The 18,416-nt window shown below is 63.6% G+C and carries 18 protein-coding genes; 10 read left to right on the forward strand and 8 right to left on the reverse strand.

The genetic code is table 11. The features are described 5' to 3' along the window. Positions 1 to 117: 117 nt before the first annotated feature. The 5 genes from V7N12_RS04460 to V7N12_RS04480 all read left to right on the forward strand — a co-directional run bounded on the left by V7N12_RS04460 (position 118) and on the right by V7N12_RS04480 (position 4,423). Positions 118 to 666, forward strand: a complete 549-nt coding sequence (locus V7N12_RS04460; protein ID WP_333712963.1) for a sigma-70 family RNA polymerase sigma factor — start codon at positions 118 to 120, stop codon at positions 664 to 666. Further along, a complete protein-coding gene (locus V7N12_RS04465; RefSeq protein WP_333712965.1) occupies positions 663 to 1,361 on the forward strand; it encodes an anti-sigma factor in 699 nt (232 codons plus the stop codon). Before V7N12_RS04460 ends, V7N12_RS04465 begins: the two co-directional genes overlap by 4 nt. A 111-nt stretch (positions 1,362 to 1,472) precedes the next feature. Beyond that, a complete protein-coding gene (locus V7N12_RS04470) occupies positions 1,473 to 2,201 on the forward strand; it encodes a glycosyltransferase (RefSeq protein WP_333712966.1) in 729 nt (242 codons plus the stop codon). Between the two features lie 20 nt (positions 2,202 to 2,221). Then, positions 2,222 to 3,028: a hypothetical protein gene (locus V7N12_RS04475; protein ID WP_333712968.1), complete on the forward strand. Its 807-nt coding sequence runs from the start codon at positions 2,222 to 2,224 to the stop codon at positions 3,026 to 3,028. Positions 3,029 to 3,100: 72 nt separating this feature from the next. Continuing rightward, on the forward strand, positions 3,101 to 4,423 hold the full coding sequence (locus V7N12_RS04480) for a lipopolysaccharide biosynthesis protein (protein ID WP_333712969.1): 1,323 nt from the start codon (positions 3,101 to 3,103) through the stop codon (positions 4,421 to 4,423). Positions 4,424 to 4,433: 10 nt separating this feature from the next. Here the strand turns inward: V7N12_RS04480 and V7N12_RS04485 are convergent, their stop codons facing one another. From V7N12_RS04485 to V7N12_RS04520, 8 genes are all read right to left on the reverse strand, one after another. After that, positions 4,434 to 4,646, reverse strand: a complete 213-nt coding sequence (locus tag V7N12_RS04485; protein ID WP_333712971.1) for a hypothetical protein — start codon at positions 4,644 to 4,646, stop codon at positions 4,434 to 4,436. Between the two features lie 4 nt (positions 4,647 to 4,650). Further along, a complete protein-coding gene (locus V7N12_RS04490; protein WP_333712973.1) occupies positions 4,651 to 5,136 on the reverse strand; it encodes a hypothetical protein in 486 nt (161 codons plus the stop codon). Continuing rightward, entirely contained in the window at positions 5,133 to 7,232 is a 2,100-nt protein-coding gene (locus tag V7N12_RS04495) for an oxidoreductase (protein ID WP_333712974.1), read from the reverse strand. Before V7N12_RS04495 ends, V7N12_RS04490 begins: the two co-directional genes overlap by 4 nt. A gap of 21 nt (positions 7,233 to 7,253) precedes the next feature. Further along, entirely contained in the window at positions 7,254 to 7,916 is a 663-nt protein-coding gene (locus tag V7N12_RS04500) for a TetR/AcrR family transcriptional regulator (RefSeq protein ID WP_333712976.1), read from the reverse strand. 51 nt (positions 7,917 to 7,967) lie between these two features. Then, complete coding sequence (locus V7N12_RS04505; RefSeq protein ID WP_333712978.1) at positions 7,968 to 9,068, reverse strand: ABC transporter ATP-binding protein; 1,101 nt, start codon at positions 9,066 to 9,068, stop codon at positions 7,968 to 7,970. A gap of 3 nt (positions 9,069 to 9,071) precedes the next feature. Further along, a complete protein-coding gene (locus V7N12_RS04510; protein ID WP_333712979.1) occupies positions 9,072 to 9,902 on the reverse strand; it encodes an ABC transporter permease in 831 nt (276 codons plus the stop codon). Beyond that, entirely contained in the window at positions 9,899 to 10,837 is a 939-nt protein-coding gene (locus V7N12_RS04515; protein ID WP_333712980.1) for an ABC transporter permease, read from the reverse strand. Before V7N12_RS04515 ends, V7N12_RS04510 begins: the two co-directional genes overlap by 4 nt. A gap of 63 nt (positions 10,838 to 10,900) precedes the next feature. Further along, positions 10,901 to 12,022, reverse strand: a complete 1,122-nt coding sequence (locus V7N12_RS04520) for an ABC transporter substrate-binding protein (protein WP_333712981.1) — start codon at positions 12,020 to 12,022, stop codon at positions 10,901 to 10,903. Positions 12,023 to 12,297: 275 nt separating this feature from the next. On the opposite strand from V7N12_RS04520, the gene V7N12_RS04525 reads away from it, so the two are divergent. From V7N12_RS04525 to V7N12_RS04545, 5 genes are all read left to right on the forward strand, one after another. Next, complete coding sequence (locus V7N12_RS04525) at positions 12,298 to 13,080, forward strand: cupin domain-containing protein (protein WP_333712982.1); 783 nt, start codon at positions 12,298 to 12,300, stop codon at positions 13,078 to 13,080. Positions 13,081 to 13,133: 53 nt separating this feature from the next. Further along, a complete protein-coding gene (locus tag V7N12_RS04530) occupies positions 13,134 to 14,402 on the forward strand; it encodes a flavin monoamine oxidase family protein (RefSeq protein ID WP_333712983.1) in 1,269 nt (422 codons plus the stop codon). 13 nt (positions 14,403 to 14,415) lie between these two features. After that, complete coding sequence (locus V7N12_RS04535; protein WP_333712984.1) at positions 14,416 to 15,708, forward strand: NAD(P)/FAD-dependent oxidoreductase; 1,293 nt, start codon at positions 14,416 to 14,418, stop codon at positions 15,706 to 15,708. 20 nt (positions 15,709 to 15,728) lie between these two features. Further along, on the forward strand, positions 15,729 to 17,219 hold the full coding sequence (locus V7N12_RS04540) for an aldehyde dehydrogenase (protein WP_333712985.1): 1,491 nt from the start codon (positions 15,729 to 15,731) through the stop codon (positions 17,217 to 17,219). Then, positions 17,216 to 18,416: phytoene desaturase family protein (locus V7N12_RS04545; protein ID WP_333712987.1), on the forward strand; the 1,201-nt coding region annotated here is incomplete at its 3' end. The genes V7N12_RS04540 and V7N12_RS04545, both read left to right, overlap by 4 nt.

Below are 18,416 nucleotides of genomic sequence, written 5' to 3' on the forward strand. Positions count from 1 at the left end.
GACTTGGGTGTCAGCCCAAGAAAAACCTTGTCGTCGGGTGCCGCTGGCCCACATCATGGGGTAATGCGGCAAACCCCGGTCAGGGGGGCCGTGGTTGCAAGGGTTCGCCTGAGAAATATGTCGTCAGAAGGTCAAACAGAGGTCGAGGGGCTGATCCTGCGGGTCGGCATGGGCGATCAAGCCGCCTTTTCCCGGCTTTATGATCTGACCAGCGGGAAACTCTTCGCGGTCTGTCTGCGTGTCTTGCAAGAGCGCTCGGCCGCCGAGGACACGATGCAGGAAGCTTTCGTCAAAGTCTGGAATTCCGCCAGCAGGTATCAGGTGACAGGTCATTCCCCGATGACATGGCTGATCACCATCGCCCGCAATACCGCGATCGACCGGCGCCGCAAGCAGCGCAATGAAAGCGATATCGCCGATTACGCGGACCGCATCGCCGCGCCCGGCGCCTCGCCCGAGCAATCGGCGATCGTGGCCTCGGAAAGCCGTCGCATCGTGGCCTGTCTGGACCAGCTTGAGGCGGACCGCCGCGCGGCGGTCGCGGGGGCCTATCTGGATGGCAAGAGCTATCAGGAACTCGCCGATCAGTTCGCGGTGCCGCTCAATACGATGCGGACATGGCTGCGGCGCAGTCTGGCCGCCCTGCGGGAGTGTATGACCCGATGACCCAGCCCGAAGACGACCTGCCCGAAGAAGATCTGCTTGCCGGTGAATTCGCACTCGGCCTGTTGACCGGCGACGCCTTGCGGGATGCGCAGCGCCGATCTGCGACCGATCCGGATTTCGCCGCTGCCGTCGCCCGTTGGGACGCGCAGTTTGCAGGCATGACCGACGCGCTTGCGCCCGTCGCCCCGCGCCCCGCTGTCAAGGCCGCGCTGATGGCGCGTCTCTTCCCGCCCGCGCAGAAAACCGGCCTCTGGCAGCGGCTATGGCTCTGGCAGGCGGCGACGGTCGCGGCGCTGGTCCTTCTGGCGGTCGTCATGCTGCGCGATCCTGTCGTGCCGCCGCAGCAGGGGCCGCTTTACACGGCGGAACTCGTCTCGGCCGAGGGCGACTTCAGGGTTCTGGCGGTCGTCGACAAGACCACGAACGAGGTGGTTTTGACCCGCACCGCCGGTGCCGCGCCCGAAGGCCGCATCCTGCAGGTCTGGGCGTCGGGCCCGGGGGAACCGGTCATGTCCGTCGGTCTCTGGCCCGAGGGGGAAACCGTGCGTCTGGCCCTGCCCCCGACCATCGCCGCCGTCGAAGGCGCGCTGACCTTGGGTGTCAGCGAGGAACCGCCCGGCGGGTCACCGACCGGCGCCCCCACTGGTCGGATCTTTGGCCTTGTCGAGATTGCCGACGTCCGGCCGGCGCTCTGATCGCGGCGCGGCAAAGACGATGCTTGCAGCGTGACGCCCGGCAGTCCAAGGTCGGGGACAACCGCAAGACAACCCGTCGCGCCTTGAAGGCGGCCATGGAACAACACCCGCATGATTTCCGTCGTCCTGCCAGTCTTCAACCGGATCGGATCGATCACAGCCTGCATCGGCCAGTTGCTGGACTGTCCCGAGGTCTGCGAGGTGCTTGTCGCGGACGGCGGGTCGACGGATGGCACGGTCGCGGCGATCGAAGCGCTGGATGATCCGCGCGTCACCATCGTGTCGCGACGTGACAGCGGAATCTACGATGCGGCGAACAAGGCGATTGCCAAGGCCAAGGGACCCCTTTTGTGGTTCATGAATTCCGATGATCTTGCATCACCCGCCTATGCGGCCGAAGCGGTCAGGGTCCTCGCGCAAGCGCCAGAGATCGACTTTGTCTTCGGCAATATCCTATACGGCGCGACTTTGGTCCGCCCCCGCTTGCTGAGGCAGCGGCATGAGGTCTGGCAGACCATGCCATTTCCGCATGTCAGCCTGATCATTCGCACCCAAGTCCATGCGCGCAAGCTGGGGGGCTATGAGACCGCACGCGCGATCGGGGGGGATCTCGACTACCTCAACCGGCTGTTGAAGCTCGGACTGCGGAACGCCTACATCGATATGCCCGCCGCGACCTGTGCGCCCGGGGGTGTCAGCACCACGCACAAACAGATCTGGGAAGCGCGCAAGATGGCCATTAAGCATCGCAAGAACAGGCTTGCAGCAACGGCCTTTACCATTGCCGTGCTCTGTCTGCGCGTGGTGAAATCCCGGTCCATCGACCGACTGTCAAGCTAGCGCGAGAGAGGGACATTTGCATGGCGGTTACGCTGATCGAGATCAGTCGCAGGTTCACCGAGGCCGAATTCACAATGGCGCGCCAGAACCGGGCCGTGCTGGCCAAGGTCTTTGGTGAGGTCCGTGTCATTCTGGTCCAGAACGGCGATATGCCGTGGTCACCGCTTACCGATTTCCCCGCCCCCGTGATGCGCCTCAACGGGCCAGGCGACCAGCGCTCGGCGGCCGCAAACAGGCTTGCCGGCGCGAAGGCCGTCACCCGGGGACGGCACGACTGGTCGATCTTTCTTGATTCGGACATGGAAGTGCTGCCCGCCTTCGCCGATTTTCTGCACGGTTTGCCGACGGGCGGGCCAGAGGTGGCGCTGTGTGACCGGATCGACCGCAACCCGCAGAGCAGTCACGAAAGCATCGTCAGGCCCATCCTCAGAGAGGACAGGTTCCTCAACCTCTATGGCGGGTTCGCTGTGCGCGGGTTCGATGTGGCCGATTGCATCAGCGTTGTTGATGACCTTGAAGAACAGTGGCTTTTGCGCAATATCGGACAGGCTCATCCCAAGGCCCTGCATCGGTACATGGCGGATGTCGGCATCGTGCACCACGATGCAAAGCCTGTCTCGACCCGCGTCGGGCGGCATTTGTTGCAGGGGCGGTGTATTGGCTATTGGCAAGGACTGGCGGATAAATCCCGAAACGGGTTGACGTCCGAGGACTTTATGTTCGTATTCCGTGGCCGGTCTACGGTGCAAAGGCTCAAACTGGGTTTGGCGATCCTGTACGCCTTCTTTCCCTTTGCGTGGCGCAGGTTTTGGCGAAGGTCCGGTTGACGTGCTGGAGAACATGCCGACCATCGGAGTAGTGTCGCTGAATCTGGCAACTATTCCTATCCGTGAGGGCGCGTGAATTCCGTGATCAACCTGCGCAAGCTTCTCTCGGGCGATCGTGTTGTCTTGACGGCCGCGAGCGGGATCCTTGTGCAGGTCGGGCGGCCGGTGATCTCGCTTGTGACCTTGCCGATCCTGCTGGCCAGTCAGGGGCTGGACGGCTTGGGCATCTGGATGATCGCTCTGTCTCTGATGAGTTCGGTAAACGTCATGGGCATAGGCCTGTCGGCGAGTGTCATCACGGCGGTCGGACGCGCGGGCGAAGATCACGGAGGGCCCAGCATCGCAGAGGTGGCGTCAGCCGCGATTGTCATCGCGTTTTTCTGGTGTGCAGTCGTGCTGGTGACGGTGTTGCCGCTTGCGTGGCTGACAGATTGGGGCTGGCTGCTGGGATTGACTGACCCCGCGCAGGCCGAGGCCGCAGGCGCCTTGATGGTCGCACTGGCGGTCTTGTTGGCCTTCGGACTGATCGCGGTCGTCCCGCGCCAGATCATGGTCGGGCGCCTGCATGGATACCTCGTGCATCTGCTTGATTTTGTCGGGGCCTTGCTAGGTGCCATCGGGCTGGTGGCGGGGGTTTCCGCCTCGGCGCCGCTCTGGGTTATGGGCGTCGCCTTTACTGGCCCGTCGTTCCTGCTGGTCCTGCTTGGGGGGATGATCTACCTCCGCCGCGCTCGGATCACGCTTTTCGCCCTGTGCAATCTCAAACCGGACGTTTTGCGGCAGCTTTGGCGCGACAGCCTGAGGATGGCGGGATATCAAAGCGCCTATGCGGTCTCTGCCCACTCGGACCTGTTTCTGATCGGGATGATTTTGGGCACACCCGCCAGTGCGGCCTATGGTCTGGCCAGACGGATCTTCTCGCTGCCGGTCATCTTTGGCGAGACGATCAATTACGCGCAATGGCCGGCACTCGCGAAGGCGGATGCGGCCGGAGACCGCCAGAGCGTCGGGAAGGTATTCCGCTGGACACTGCTTGCAGGCTCATCGCTCGCTTTTGGCATGGCCGTCAGTCTCGCGCTGGCCTATGAATTCCTGATTGACCTGTGGCTCGGGCGCGAAGTGCCGACCGATGCCGCGATCCTTTATGGCATGGTGGCCTGGGTGCTTGTGGCCACGCTGGTCAATACCTGCGACAGCGTCTTGCGTGCGCGCAACGAGACCGCATTCCTGCTGCGCTCGATGGTTCTGATGGCGGCGATCAACCTGCCCCTGACGCTGCTTTTGTTGCCGCAGATCGGGCCTGCGGGGGCAATCTGGGGCACCGTGACAGGTTACACGCTGGCGCTGCTGCTGCCCTATCTTGCCAGATTGCGGCCCCTGTTGGCGCGTGGCTAGCCGCTGACACCTATTGATCAGCCGCTTCCCCTGCATCTTCCGCCGTCGCCGCGCGCGCGTCGCTCAGGCGTTGCAGGCCGGCCTTGCGGGCATCGCAGGTGGTGCAGCTTGCCGCCGCCTCGGCCTCGGCCCCCACCGGGGCATCGGGTGTCGCGGGCAGAAGGAACCAGATGCCGCCGCCGAGAAGGGCTGCGAGAAGCACTGCAAGAGGGGCGGGCCGCATCGCGTTATGCCGCCGCCGCGCGCCATGTTTCGGGCGCTGTGGCAAGGTAGGTTTCAAGCGGTGCGGTGCTGCGGGTGGGGTCCAAGGCCTCTTGTTCAAGAAAGCGGATCGCGGCGACCTCATGTTCGGTCAGAAAGGACAGAAGGTCGCGGTCCTCGGGCGGACCAAGCGCTTCCAAGGCGGCAAAGGCCGCCAGATATCCCGGATAGCTTTGCCGCATCCCTGCCATCAGGGCGGACCAGTCCAGCGCGGTGGCATCGGCCTCGGCATGGCCGCTGGCGGTCAGCGCGGCGCGGGCGCGCGGCGAAAGCCCGTGGCGGGCGATCAGGGGGGCCACGCCCGCCGCCGCGTGGCGTTCGACCTCTGCCAGAAGGTGCAGTTTCCTGCGGCAGTCAGGGTCGGCAAAGCGCGCGGCGAGCCTTGCGAAATAGGCCTCGCCCTCGATCTCTTCCTCGTAATAGAGTTGCAGCTTTTCCAGATAGGCGGTCATTCGGCAGCCACCTTTTGCGCGGGGCCCGATGCGCGCGCATCAAGCCCCACATCGACGCGGTCGTGCCGCAGGGGCAGGTCGATATCGACACCCGCTTCGAGTTCCTGCGCATAGCGGTGGCCTGCATAGACCGCGGCGGCAATGATCCCCGGCGCCTCGCAATCGCCGATGCGGGTCAGGCTGAAGGGCAGCGCGCCGCCGCCGCCCGCATCCAGCAGCGCGTGATAGAGTGCGTCGTTCGGTGTGCGCGCGGTGACCATCACGATGTTGGTCGCCGCAAGGGTCTTTTCCGCGCCGGAATAGGCACATTCGAGGATCACTTCGCTGCCGTCAAAGCCCGTCAAAGTCTGCGCGGTTTCGATTGTCACGCCAAGCGCCAGAAGATGCGTCCGCACCCGCCAGCGTTCCGAGGTATTGCCCGCCCAGCGCGAGACGGAATCGTCGGAAGTGACATAGGTGACGGCATGGCCTTCCTGCCGGATCCGTTCGGCCAGAACCCCCGCCATGTAATAGCCCTCGCCATCGAAGACGACTGTCGGGCCATCGGGCAGCCTGCCGTCCATGATATCGTCGGGCGTGAAGACGCGAGGGCGCGCCTCGGGCGTCCAGACGGGCAGATAGGTTTCCTCATTGAACCGCTCGGGCCGCCATTTCGCGCCTGTGGCTATGGCGACGTGATCGGCCTCGACCGCGAAGACGTCATCAGCCGACAGCAGGCTTTCGCGGAAAATCTCGACGTTGGTCATCTCGATCAACTGCTGCTGGCGGTAGTCCCGCACACGGATGTATTCGCTCATCCCCGGCAGGGCGGCCTCGCGCGCCACGCGTCCGCCGATCTCGCGGGTGGCTTCGGCCAGCATCACCTCGTAGCCGCGATTGCCCAGCGCGCGGGCGGCCTCCAGCCCTGTCGGCCCTGCCCCGACGATCAGGACTTTGCCGGACGAGGCCTTTTCGGTGATGATCTCGGGATGCCAGCCGCGCCGCCATTCTTCGCCCATCGTGGGGTTCTGGGTGCAGCGGATCGGCACGCCGAGGCTGTCGCCCGAGTAGCAGATGTTGCAGCCGATACATTCGCGGATCGCGGAAAGGCGTCCCTCGCGGATCTTGTTGGGCAGGAACGGATCGGCAATCGAAGGCCGCGCCGCCCCGATGAAATCCGTGATGCCGCGCTTGACCTGACTGACCATCGTATCGGGCGAGGTGAACCGGCCCACGGTGACGACCGGCTTGTCGGTCACCGATTTGACCCATTGCATATAGGGTTCCAACGCGCCTTCCTTGACGAAACGCGACACGCCCATTTCCAGCGAGTAATCGGCGATGTTGATGTCCCACAGATCCGGCAGATCGGCGAGCATTTCCAGCATCTCGCGGCGTTCGCCGTAGATCGGCTGCCCGTCCTCGCCGATTTCCTCGTCTGCGGAAAAGCGGATCGCGACGCCGCAGCGGTCGCCCACCGCATCCTTGGTGTCGGCGATCAGTTCCCGGACCAGCCGCACCCGGTTTTCCAGACTGCCGCCGTATTCATCGGACCGGTCATTGATGCGCGGGTTGAGGAAGTTCGAGATCAGATAGCCATGGGTGGCATAGACATAGACCACATCGAAACCGGCATCGCGGGCGCGCAGGGCGGCGCGCTTGTGCCAGTGGCGGAAGGTCTTGATGTCGGTCTTGTCCATCGCGCGGGTCTGGTAGGGGTGCCCTGCAAGGTTCGGCATGGATTTGACATCCATCGACGGCAGCCGCGTCATCAGGTTCGAGGTGCGCGCCCCGCCATACCACAGCTCGGCCCCGGCAAGGGCGCCGTGTTCGTGCACCGCATCGGTCATCAGACTGTGGGCGCGCACGTCGCTGTCATCCCAGAGCGAGGCCGAAGGATGCGGCAGGTCATCGGATGTGGGGTGGATCGAATTGTATTCCGTGCAGACCACACCCCAGCCGCCCTGCGCCTTGACCCCGCGCATGGCGGCCAGCGTGCGCGGTCGCAGATACCCCATCCCCGTGCAATGCGGCACCTGATAGAACCGGTTGGGCGCCGTGACAGGGCCGATCTTCACCGGCTCGAATAGGACGTCATAGCGGGGGTCTCTGCTCATGCGGGGCTCCTGGATGTGTGGCTAGAAGGCTGGCGCTGCGATGTGTTGCGGAAAGACAGAGGCCAGATAGGCGCGGATCTGGTTGTTGGCCTGCTTGCGGGTGATATGCCCGGGATACATCAGGATGTTCAGTTGCAGCCCGTCATAGAGCCCTTCGAGCATCCGCGCGATGACAGAGGCTGGCGGGACATCATAGCCGCCGTCGCGGATGATCTCTTCGCACAGGCCGATGGACAGATCGAACCGTTCGTCGTCGATCCCGTCGATCAGCTTGCGATAGACCTTGCGGCGGCCCGCCTCGCCGAAGAAGGCATACCAGACGGCCAGTTTCTTGCGGGTGCAGATGCGCGGATGGAAATGCGCATCGACGATCGCCAGCAGCTTTTCCTGGGCGGACAGGCCCGCGTCCATATAGGCCTGTTTCCAATGCTCGTGATGTTCGCGCGCAAGAAAGACCAGCGTTTCTTCCAGCAGGTTCTGCTTGTTCTCGAAGTGAAAGTTCACCAGCCCGACCGACAGGCCCGCGATCTCGGTCACCGTCGACATCGTGGTGCCGCCGATACCATAGGCGGCGATGCTTTCAATCGTGGCGTCGATCAGCTGCGAGCGCCGCACCTCGGGCGGTTCGGTGCGCCGCGCGGCCTTTTTTCTGGGGGCCGCCTGATCTCTGATGGTCTTGTTCATGGTGTGTCGGATCTCGAAAAGTTTGCTGAACGCAGGGTCTTGAATGATTGTTCAGTCAGGGTCAAGTATGACGATCGACGCAGGGTTGAACGACAGCCAGATTTGCCCGTTGCCCGCCTGTCGGCCGATGCTGCTGGCCGCATTCGGGGTCGAGACGGCGACAGGGTCATCCTTGCCGGCGATCTTGATGTAGTGGTGGCTGCGCTCGCCCAGATAGGCCGAGGTGTTCAGCGTCCCGGGAATGGCAAGCTGTCCTTGCGTCGGCTGGTTGTCGGACATGACGAATTTCTCGGGTCTGAGGGCGACCTGCACGGCGGCCCCGTCAGGCTTGGTCAGCATGTCCACGGGCACCGGTATGGTTCCCAGACCTTCGGTCTCGATCGCACCCGTCGCGGCACCATTGCGCCGGACGGTGCCGTTGAAGAAGTTCATGTTGCCGATAAAGCTTGCGACCTCGCGGGACTTGGGCCTTTCGTACAAGCCTGCCGGAGTATCCACCTGCAGCACCTTGCCCGCCGACATCACCGCGATCCGGTCGGAAAGCGTCAGCGCCTCTTCCTGATCGTGGGTGACGAAAACGAAGGTGATCCCGATCTTGCGTTGCAGCGCGCGCAGTTCCAGTTGCATCTGTTCGCGCAACTGCTTGTCCAGCGCGCCCAGCGGTTCATCCAGCAACAGCACCTTGGGCTTGAGGATCAGCGCCCGCGCAAGCGCGATCCGCTGACGCTGCCCGCCGGAAAGCTCGTTGGCCTTGCGGTCGCCGTAGCCGGGCAGTTTGATCAGCGCGAGCATTTCCTCGATCATCGCCTGCCGCTGGTCCTTGGGCAGCTTCAGCTTGCGCAGCCCGTAGCCGATATTGTCGCGCACATTGAGATGCGGAAAGATGGCGTAGCTTTGGAACACCATGTTGACGGGGCGTTCATGCGGGGGCACCGCACTCATCGGCTGGCCGTCGATGTAGATCTCGCCGGTCGTGGTGCCCTCGAAGCCCGCCAGCATCCGCAGAAGCGTGGTCTTGCCACAGCCCGAGGCGCCCAGAAGCGAGAAGAACTCGCCCTTGCCGATCTCCATCGAGACATCGGTGATCGCCTGAAACCGCCCGAAAAACTTGACGACGTTCTGGATCGAGATGAAACCGCTTTGCGCTGTCATGGATCAGTCCTTTGAAATGGGATCGTCCAGCCCGATGCGACCGATCCGCTGGGCGACGAAGACAAGGATGAACGAGATGAAAAGGATCAGTGACGACATGGCCAGCACCGAAGGAAAGTTCTGGGGAAACCGCAACTGACCCCAGATATACATCGGCAGGGTCGGGTCCGTGCCTGACAGGAAGAACGCCATGATGAATTCGTCGAAGCTGATGGTGAAGGTCAGAAGAAGGCTTGCGACGATACCGGGAAAGACCATCGGAAAGGTCACGCGCCAGAAGGTCCACCAGCCGTTTTCGCCCAGATCGGCGCTTGCCTCTTCCATCGCGGGATCGAAGCCCTCGAACCGCGGCAAGAGCGCTGCGACCGCGAAGGGCAGGCAGACGATCAGATGCCCCAGCCCGACGGTATAAAGCGACAGCGGCACGCCCATCCGGCTCATCAGGACCAGCAGGGCAACCCCGAAGATGATGCCCGGAATGACCAGCGGCATCATGATGAAGGTCAGCAGCGCGCTTTTGCCGGGGATCCGGTAGCGGGTGATGGCGCGGGCCGCCACCACCCCAAGGATCGTGCAGATGACCGAGACGACGGCCCCAACCTTGATGGAATTCCACATCGCCGCCCAGACCGGTCCGCGGTTCCACAGCTCGGCATACCAGTTGAATGTGAACCCCTGTAGCGGAAAGCGGACATAGATCGAGTCGTTGAAGCTGAAGAGCGGCAGAAAGAGGATCGGCACATAGAGCACGACAAGAAAGACGCAGGCATAGAATTGCAGCGCGCGGTTGGGACGCTTGATGTAGGTTCCGGTATCCTTGGTGGCAGTGCTCATGCGATCCTCTTTTCGGCCTGACGGATCACGAAGAGGAAAACCAGCGCGATCAGCGCGATCCAGAACATCAGCACGATGGCCAGCGTCGCCCCCATCGGCCAGTTGTTGACCGCGCCGAACTGAAGCTGGACAAAGTTGCCGATCATCGCACCATCCGGCCCGCCCAGAAGTGCCGGCGTGATGTAGTCGCCTGTGGTGGGGATGAAGATCAGGAAAGTCGCCGCAATGACACCGGGCATAGACAGCGGCAGGGTGATCCGGAAGAACCGCGCGACCGGCCCGTCCCCCAGATCGGTGGCCGCCTCCAACAGCGACTTGTCGATCTTTTCAAGGCTCACATAAAGCGGCAGGATCGCGAAGGCGGCCCAGGCATGGGCCAGGGTGATCACCACGGCCGTCTGCGAATAAAGCAGGAATTCCAGCGGCGCCTCGATCAGTCCCACGCTCATCAGGCCCGAGTTGATCACGCCCTCGTAGCCCAGAATGACCTTCCACGCGAAGACCCGCAGCAGATAGCTGGTCCAGAACGGCAGCGTCATCAGGATGATCCACATCATCTTGTTGCGATGGACGTGAAACGCGACGTAGTAGGCCATCGGATAGCACAGCAGAACCGTGACGACCGTCGCCACGCCGGAAATCCAGAACGACCTTTGCAGCAGCGTGCCGAAAACCGGTTCGTTCCACACACGGAAATAATTCGTCAACGTCGGCGTCATGTCGAACCCGAAGCCGTCGCGCTGCCAGAGGCTCATCACGAAGAGGATCATGCTGGGGATGATGATGCCGATCGTCAGGATCAGCAGCGTGGGCGACATCAGAAGATAGCCGCGCGCGGCCTCGCTCCGGTTGAGGTAGGCCTTGATGCCGGACCCTCGTCGGGCACGGCCGGTGCTGGCGGTGCGTGCTGTCGTGGAAAGGGATGTGTCAGCCATCTTGTTCCTTCAGGGCAAGGGAGACAGAAAAGCCCGCCGCGGGCCGGCGGCGGGCATGGGCGATCAGAAACCGGCTTTGATCAGCTCGAAGGTTTCGTTCATCCGGGTTTCCCAGTCCTGACTTTGCGGGATCTGGAAGTGGCCCGCCTGCAGGATGTCCACAGGGTTCTTGCTCAGGCCAAGTCCAACCAGCGTCTCGTCGTCGAAGGCATCGAAGGATCTGGCGTTCGAGTGGCCGTAGCCATAGTCGTTGATCATGAACTCGCCCGTTTCCACGCTGAGCAGGCTGTCGATCACATCATAGGCGCGGTCGAGGTTCGGTGCGTCCCTATGGATCATCACACCGCAGACCCATGTCAGCGCGCCTTCTTTCGGACGGGCGAACTTGACGGGGATGCCTTCCGATTGCAGCAGGACCGCAGAGGAATTCCAGGTCATCGCGGCCGCCATCTCGCCCGAGGACAGGGCCTGTTCCAGCGTTGTCGTGTCGTCGGTATAGACGCGGATCAGCGGACGCTGTTCGCGCATGACAGCCGAGATCGTTTCGAAGGCCGCTTCGGTTGCGATATCCTCCATCGCGACACCGGCCTTGATGGCACCACACCACCAGGCATCACCACCCGAGGCCAGCGAGCCCAGACGCCCGCCATAGCGGCTGTCCCAGAGCATGTCCCAGCTTTCCTCGCCTTCAAGCTCGTAAAGGTCGGTGCGGTAGGTGATCGAGGTCTGTCCCCAGTCGAAGGGCGCCATCCAGATCTGACCGCCTTCGGCCTGATTGCCCGGCAGGTCGATCAGGTCGGGGATCAGGTCGGGATAATTGGCCAGACGCGATCCGTCGATCGGCTGGAACAGTCCGGTCTGCACCCAGCGCGGCATGCCGGAATTACAGGGATGCGCGACATCGACGACGAAGCCCCCGCGCATCTTGGTCAGCGCCTCCTCGGTGCCGCCGAAGACCGCGAAATCGGGCAAGGCGCCGTTCTGGGCCTCGTAGGGGCCGAAGAGTTCGGGGATGTCATATCCGCCCCATGTGAAGAAAGTCGCCTGCCCGCTTTGCGCCATGGCCCGCCGCGAGGCCATCGGCACCGTCGTCATCGCGACACCCGCCGCGAGAAGTCCCTTGGTGAACCGCCGGCGACTGAGCTTGCCTTCGCGCACGGCGCCTATCTGGTCGAGAATGTCCATGGTGCGTAATCTCCCCTGTTGCGGCAGGCTTGCCATCACGGCGTCTGCCTGAGTTTTGATCATTGCCGCGGCGCGAAACGTCCGCGGCCCATCTTGGTGATTGACTTTCCCGTTCGGCTGGGCATCCTCACCATTGAATGATCGTTCAATCATTTTGCGTCGATCGGCGCTGAGTCAAGAACTTTGAAAGGACCCAGCCGAAAAAAGGCCTGAACGCGCAAAATGTAAGCAATAGACACCATGACCCGCGGACGGGACCAACCGGAGGACAGGACATGAAGGACAGCAATGCCCAAGACGGAATCATCCGATTCGAGGCTGACGGACCGGACGGGCTGAAGCCCATGGACCTGACGCCTTACGACTTTGCCGAGCGTCCCGACCAGCAGTTGCTGCACGTCTATTTCGAGGACGAAGCCCTTGGGCTGGCGGTTGGCGTCTGGGAAACCACCCCGATGCGCGAACCCTTCGGCCCCTACCCCGGGGACGAATTCATCTATGTCCTGAAGGGCAATTTCACGATGCTCGACAACGACGGGACGGATTTGTCCAGCGGCGTCGCCTGCAAGGCCGGGCAGTCGGTGATCTTCCGCAACGGCGTGCCGGTCAGCTGGAAACAGCACGACACGCTGCGCAAGTTCTACATGACCTACAGCGATCCGCGCGCCGAAATGCCCACGGGCCTGACGGCTGCGGGCGGCATACAGGCGCTTGACCCGACCCTGACGCTGACCGACGACGATCTGCTGGACGGCACCACCGTGCCGCAGCGCGAGCGGGTGTTCTTCGAAAACGATCACGGCAATTTCGAAGTCGGCCTCTGGGACACCCAAGGTTTTGCGGACGAAGCACTCAGCCCGTTTCCATGGCATGAGTTCGGACAGGTCCTCGAGGGCGAATGCATCATCACCGACGCCAGCGGGACCGATCACCGCTTTGTCGCGGGGGATTGCTTTTTCATCCCCGCGGGGAAGGTTTGCAAGTGGACTGTCCCCCGCTACCTGCGCAAATTCTATGCCGCATTGAACCCGGATATCCGCCCGGGGGCCGCATCATGAGCGTCAATCGCCGCACCGTCCTTGCAGGTCTCACAGCGATAGGAGCCGCCCCCGTGTTCGCGCAATCGATTCCGACCAACCTCGATGTGGTCATCATCGGCGCTGGTGCTGCCGGGCTGTCCGCAGGCAAGCAACTGGCCAAGCAGGGGATTTCCTATGTCATCGTCGAGGCTGCCGCGCGCGTCGGCGGCCGCGCCCATACCGAAAGCGACAGCTTCGGCGCGCCGGTCGATCACGGCTGTTCATGGATCTCGGGCGCGATCCACAATCCCTTTACGCAGATCAGCAGGGCGGGCGGTTTCACGCTTGTCGATCACACGAACGCGGATTCGCAGCTATGGGACCTCGACGGCCAGCCCGCCAGCGACGAGGAATGGGCCGCCTATGGCAGGGCGTGGGGGGCGATCGGCCGCGCGCTCGACCGCGCGGGGGCAGCCGGCAGGGACGTCTCGGCGGCTTCGGTGATACCAGAGATGCCCTATTCCGCCACGGTTCAATCCTGGATGGGCGCGATGGACTATGGTGTCGATTTCGAGGATGTGTCCACCGCCGACTACTGGGATTCCGCCGAAGACCAGCCCAGTTTCTTCGTGCACGAAGGATTGGGCGCCGTGGTCGCGACGCTTGCCGAAGGCCAGCCCATCGTCCTCAACACTCCGGTCACCGCGATCGACTGGTCCGGTGAAGGGGTCGCCGTCGAGACCGCGCAAGGCACGATCCGCGCCAAGGCCTGTCTTGTCACCGTTTCCGTGGGCGTGCTGGCGGCGGGCACGATCCGCTTTACGCCCCCCCTGCCCGTCGCCAAGCAAGAGGCGATCGATGACATCCCGATGGGCCTTTTGATGAAGGTCCCGCTGCTGTTCGACGGGGCGCGTCTGGGCTTGGGCGAGAACAACTGGATCACCTACCGCGTCCCCGAGGACAAGGCGGGCGAGGCCTGCTTTTTCGTCGCCTGGCCCACGGGGCATGACTATCTCTTCGGCAATATCGGTGGCCGGTTCGGCTGGGAGCTGTCGGCAGAAGGTGACGCCGCCGTGGTGGACTATGCCATGGGCGAGCTGGTCCGCCTTGTCGGCAGCGATGCGCGGCGGCATTTCATCAAGGGGCTGCGCACCGACTGGGCCGAAAATCCGCTGACGCGCGGGGCTTATGGTGCGCCGCGTCCGGGGCGGATCGGCGCGCGTGATGTGCTGGCCGCACCGCTGGGCGACCGCGTGTTCTTCGCGGGCGAGGCGATGGGCGGGTCGGTCTCGGCGCTGGTGAACGGGGCCTACCAAAGCGGCAAGAAGACCGCCAAGGCTATCAACAAGGTTCTACCTTAAGAATGCGCACCCCATGATCCCCAATGAACGCCCGGTGATCGCCAACAGCCTGTGGAGCGCGACGGCCTGTCGCGTCCCCGATTACCCCGCGGTGCAAGGCGATCTGACAGCGGATGTCGCGGTGATCGGCGCGGGCTTCACGGGGTTGTCGGCGGCCCTGCATCTTGCGGAACAGGGCGTCGATGTCGTGGTTCTGGACGCGCAACAACCCGGCTGGGGGGCTTCGGGGCGCAACGGCGGGCAGATCAATCCGGGCTTCAAGGACGGGCCCACGGGCATCCTGAAGACATACGGTGCCGCGCGGGGCGCGCGGATGATCGCCTTTGCAGGCGGTGCCGCCGATCTGGTGTTCGACCTTTGCGCGCGGCACGGCATCGCCTGCGACGCGGTCCGCCCGGGCTGGATCCGCGCGGCCCATAGCGAGAAAGGTCTGCGCGATTTGCATGCACTGGCGCAAGACTGGCAGGACCGCGGTGTCCCCTTCGCGGTGCTGGATCGTGACGCCATCGCCCAGCTTTCGGGCACCGACAGCTACCGTGGCGGCGTTGTCGATCCGCGCGGTGGATCGCTGCATCCGCTGAACTTCGCGCTGGGACTGGCCGAGGCCGCAGACCGCCATGGCGCGCGCATGTTCGGCCTGTCCCCTGTCACGGCCATTCGCCAAAATGGCGCCAAGCACCAAGTCGTCACACACGGCGGGACCGTCACCGCCGACCGTGTCCTGATCTGCACCAATGCCTATACCGACGGTTTCAACCCGCGCCTTGCGAAATCGGTCCTGCCGGTCCGTTCGGTGCAGGTGGCGACCAAGCCGCTGTCGTCGAATGTCCTGAACTCGATCCTGCCGGGCGGGCAGGCGCTGTCGGACACGCGCCGCCTTGTGCTTTATTTCCGCCGCTCCCCCGATGGCCGCTTTATCATGGGCGGGCGCGGAACCTACCGCGACACATCCACCGCGCGGCAGATCGCATGGCTGCGCAAGCTGAGCGTCAATCTCTTCCCGCAGCTTGAAGGGGTGGGGTGGGACCACGCATGGGGCGGATCGGTGGCGATCACGGCGGACCGCTACCCGCATCTTCACGAAATCAAACCGGGGATGATGGCAGCACTCGGCTACAACGGACGCGGTGTGGCGATGGCAACGGCCATGGGACGCGAGATCGCGGCATGGGCGACAGGTGCACCGGCCTCTGATCTGGTGCTGCCGGTCACCGAAGTGACCCCCCTGCCCTTCGCCTTCGCCCGCCAACCCCTTGTCGAGGCGGAAATCCTTCGCGCTCGGCTGCTTGACAGACTTGGGCTGTGAGGCCCGCATATTGAAAGGAGATGCTGATGTTGACCAAGACCGATTATGCGGCAATTGCACGCGACCTGACCTATCCTTCCAAGGCGCTGATCAATGGCGCATGGGTCGCCGCAAAAAGCGGCGCGACTTTCGAGACGTGCAATCCCGCCGACGGAACCGTTCTGGCCACCCTGCCCGCCTGCCAAGCCGAGGATGTGGATGCCGCCGTCGCGTCGGCCCGCGCGGCCTTTGAAAGCGGGGTCTGGTCCGAAGTCCACCCCTCCGCCCGCAAGGCGATCTTGTGCAAACTCGCCGACCTGATCGCGGAAAACCTTGTCGAACTGGCGGTGATGGAGGCGATCGACGCGGGCAAGCCGATCTCGGACTGTCTGGGCATCGACGTGCCCGAGACCGCCAACTGCATCCGCTGGCACGCCGAGGCGCAGGACAAGCTTTACGACCAGATCGCTCCTTCGGCCCCCACGGGTCTGGGGCTGATCGTGCGCGAACCCATCGGCGTCGTGGGTGCCGTGCTGCCGTGGAACTTCCCGCTGATGATGATGGCATGGAAGATCGGCCCCGCGCTGGCCGTCGGCTGTTCGGTCATCGTCAAACCGGCCGAGCAAACCTCGCTGACCGCGCTGCGGCTGGCCGAACTGGCGCTGGAGGCCGGTGTGCCGCCGGGCGTGCTGAACGTGATCACCGGCATGGGGCCGGACTGCGGCGAACCCTTGGGGCGGCACATGGATGTGGACGCGATCACCTTCACCGGCTCGACCGAGGTGGGGCGCAAGTTTCTTGAATACGCCGCGCAATCGAACCTCAAAGAGGTCTGCCTTGAGATGGGCGGCAAATCCGCCGCTGTGGTGCTGGAAGACGCCAAGGACATCGACAAGATCGCCGAGATTCAGGCGAATGCGATTTTCTGGAACATGGGCGAGAACTGCACGGCCAACAGCCGGATCATCTGCCACGAAAAGCACTATGACGCGCTTGTCGCCGCCATGGCCGCACAGGCCGCCGCATGGCAGGTCGGCGACCAGATGGACCCCGCCACCCAGAACGGGCCGCTGGTCAGCGAGGAACATTATGCCAAGGTCTCGGGTCTTGTCGAAACCGGCAAGGCCCAGGGCGGGCGGGTCGTCTGCGGCGGCAGCGGTGCCGGCGGGCTGATGTTCCAGCCCACGGTCTTTGCCGAGATCACCAAAGACATGGATATCTTCCAGCAGGAAATCTTCGGCCCCGTGGTCGGCATCACCAAGGTCGCATCCGACGACGAGGCCATCGCGCTGGCCAATGCCACAGCCTACGGGCTGGCCGCGACGCTTTACACCGCCGACCTTGCCAAGGCGCACCGCTATGCGCGCAAGCTGAAGGCGGGGACGGTCGGCGTGAACGCCTATTCCGAGGGCGAGATTTCCACCCCCTTCGGCGGCTTCAAGGCCTCGGGCTTTGGCGGGCGCGACAACGGCATCCACGCCCACGAGCAATATACCGAATTGAAAACCATCTGGATCAACCTCGAGATTTGAGCCTCAGGTCATCATATGACGCGATCATCGCGGGCGCGGGTCACAACGGTCTGACCACAGCGGCCTATCTGGCGCGCGCCGGTCTGAAGGTGCTGGTCGTGGAAAAGAACGACTGGATCGGCGGGGCCGCGGTCAGCCGGTCGCTGCATGACGGCTGGACCTATTCGAACTGTTCCTATGTCTGCTCGCTGCTGAGGCGCGAGATCGCCCGCGACCTCGAACTGCCCAAATACGGGTTGCAGGTCATTCCCTACGAAGGCGGGGCAAGCTTCACCCGCGAAGGGGACTACTTCGCCTATTATTCCGACCATTCCGCCCTGCGCCGCGAAATGGCCCGCCACAGCCCGCGCGATGCGGATATGTATGCCCGCTATGCGCAGGCGGTGATGCGCCAGTGCCGCTTTATCCGGCCCTTCCTGCTGCGCGACGCCCCCGACCCCGCCCGCCTGCGTCCGCGCGATATCGGCGAACTCGCCTATCTGGTGAAAAAGGCCCATGGCCTCGGCCAGCGCGAATTGAACGAGACCTTGCGGTTCTGGACCATGTCCATCGGGGATTTTCTCGACAGCTATTTCGAGAACGATCTGATCAAGGCGCATCTGGCAGGGTCCGGCATCATCGGCACCGGACTGGGCGTCTATTCGCCCGGCACGGCCTATGTCCTGCTGCATCACTACATGGGCGATATCGACGGCGGCATCGGCGCTTGGGGGTTCGCGCGCGGCGGGATGGGGGCGATATCGAACGCCATTGCGGCGGACTTCACCGCCCATGGCGGCACGATCCAGACCGGCGCGGGTGTCGACAGCTTCCTGATCAGCAACGGCAAGGTCACGGGCGTAGCGCTGACGGACGGCAAGGAATTCCGCGCGCCCATCGTCGCCTCGAACATGGACGTCAAACGCACCTTCCTGCGCCACGTGGACCGCGCCGCCCTGCCATCCGAATTCGTCGCGGATGTGGAGCGTTTCAAGATCCGCGGCTCTTCGGCCAAGCTGAACATCGCGCTGGATGCGATGCCGGATTTCCCCGCCGCCCCGCCACACGCCAGTTTCCTGCGCGGCGACATGCATTGTTCAGAAAGCCTCTTTGCGCTGGAACGCGCCTATGACGACTGGAAAGAGGGGCGCTGGTCCGCCGCCCCTTATGTCGACATGCTGATCCCCTCGCAGATCGACCCGACGATGGCCCCGCCCG

This window comes from Yoonia sp., assembly GCF_036770585.1.
In the GTDB taxonomy this organism is placed as follows: Bacteria; Pseudomonadota; Alphaproteobacteria; order Rhodobacterales; family Rhodobacteraceae; genus Yoonia.

Coding starts and splice junctions, on each gene's coding strand:
- V7N12_RS04460 (WP_333712963.1), top strand. CDS start 118: ATGTCGTCAGAAGGTCAAACAGAGGTCGAGGGGCTGATCCTGCGGGTC.
- V7N12_RS04465 (WP_333712965.1), top strand. CDS start 663: ATGACCCAGCCCGAAGACGACCTGCCCGAAGAAGATCTGCTTGCCGGT.
- V7N12_RS04470 (WP_333712966.1), top strand. CDS start 1,473: ATGATTTCCGTCGTCCTGCCAGTCTTCAACCGGATCGGATCGATCACA.
- V7N12_RS04475 (WP_333712968.1), top strand. CDS start 2,222: ATGGCGGTTACGCTGATCGAGATCAGTCGCAGGTTCACCGAGGCCGAA.
- V7N12_RS04485 (WP_333712971.1), bottom strand. CDS start 4,646: ATGCGGCCCGCCCCTCTTGCAGTGCTTCTCGCAGCCCTTCTCGGCGGC.
- V7N12_RS04490 (WP_333712973.1), bottom strand. CDS start 5,136: ATGACCGCCTATCTGGAAAAGCTGCAACTCTATTACGAGGAAGAGATC.
- V7N12_RS04495 (WP_333712974.1), bottom strand. CDS start 7,232: ATGAGCAGAGACCCCCGCTATGACGTCCTATTCGAGCCGGTGAAGATC.
- V7N12_RS04500 (WP_333712976.1), bottom strand. CDS start 7,916: ATGAACAAGACCATCAGAGATCAGGCGGCCCCCAGAAAAAAGGCCGCG.
- V7N12_RS04505 (WP_333712978.1), bottom strand. CDS start 9,068: ATGACAGCGCAAAGCGGTTTCATCTCGATCCAGAACGTCGTCAAGTTT.
- V7N12_RS04510 (WP_333712979.1), bottom strand. CDS start 9,902: ATGAGCACTGCCACCAAGGATACCGGAACCTACATCAAGCGTCCCAAC.
- V7N12_RS04515 (WP_333712980.1), bottom strand. CDS start 10,837: ATGGCTGACACATCCCTTTCCACGACAGCACGCACCGCCAGCACCGGC.
- V7N12_RS04520 (WP_333712981.1), bottom strand. CDS start 12,022: ATGGACATTCTCGACCAGATAGGCGCCGTGCGCGAAGGCAAGCTCAGT.
- V7N12_RS04525 (WP_333712982.1), top strand. CDS start 12,298: ATGAAGGACAGCAATGCCCAAGACGGAATCATCCGATTCGAGGCTGAC.
- V7N12_RS04535 (WP_333712984.1), top strand. CDS start 14,416: ATGATCCCCAATGAACGCCCGGTGATCGCCAACAGCCTGTGGAGCGCG.
- V7N12_RS04540 (WP_333712985.1), top strand. CDS start 15,729: ATGCTGATGTTGACCAAGACCGATTATGCGGCAATTGCACGCGACCTG.